Source organism: Ruegeria sp. O4, from assembly GCF_056535125.1.
The window spans coordinates 1-802 of the sequence record NZ_JBQERO010000054.1 but is presented as its reverse complement, the minus strand read 5'-3'; the positions used below and the strand labels follow the sequence as shown (position 1 = coordinate 802).

1 protein-coding gene is annotated in these 802 nt (G+C 47.0%); it reads left to right on the top strand.

Annotation, left to right across the window (positions count from 1 at the left end; genetic code table 11):
- The first annotated feature begins 282 nt into the window (after window positions 1-282).
- The gene (locus ACR0J7_RS20460; protein WP_480915479.1) at window positions 283-750 is read left to right on the top strand and encodes a hypothetical protein; all 468 of its coding nucleotides are present in this window, start codon (window positions 283-285) and stop codon (window positions 748-750) included.
- Window positions 751-802: the final 52 nt, after the last annotated feature.

Genomic DNA, 802 nt, shown 5'->3' with positions numbered 1-802 from the left:
AATACTTCAAGTCAGATATCAAACACTTAGCGCCCCTTGGGGCGCTTTCTGCGTTCAGGGCCACTGCACAACTCAAAGCACTCTGGAAGCATTAGGGACGAAATTCACCCTGTGATGAATGCGCAACACCAGAAATCAGTGAACTTTTGGTGCCGTACCACTTTTCATCCCATTGGCAATGTGCAGAATTACCCGAACTGTAGAATAGAATACCAGCAACTGAATTTCACGTTAAGTTGTAGTTTCTGCGCGCGATGCACCCGAATTGAGGCACTTATATTTATGAAAACACAGAGTATTTGGGACCACGATCTTCTGGACTACGAACATATCGGGAACACTTTCACAAACCTGATTAAGTCAATGGAAACCACAAAGGTCGTTTCCATTGAAGCTGGATTTGGCAGGGGAAAGACGTACTTTCGGAAGGCTTGGTCAGAACAACTCAGACAGTCTGGGGAAATTGTTATCGAAGTGGACGTTCAGCAATCGGACCACTCGGGTGATCCCATTGTTACACTGTTTGGTGCGTTGGTCGAGGCCGTACCTAAAACACAGGGAGGCAAAGCAAAGAAAGCTTTGGATTCGGCAAAAAAAATCGGGGTAATTGGAGCTCGCGCTGCGGCAAGAGTTGTTCTTCGATCCGGAGCCGACGAGATCATCGAAGCTATGTCTGATGGAGCTATTGACGCTCTTGGAGATTTTGATGCTCTAGGGTCAGGATGCATTGATTTTCAAGGCGCTGCATGATTCACGGCTCGAAAAATGGAGTGGTGATATGAGCGACCTTTTCTGGCTGACA

What these genes read in the sequence shown, in the direction of transcription:
- ACR0J7_RS20460 (WP_480915479.1), top strand. Translation starts at nt 283, where the DNA reads ATGAAAACACAGAGTATTTGGGACCACGATCTTCTGGACTACGAACAT.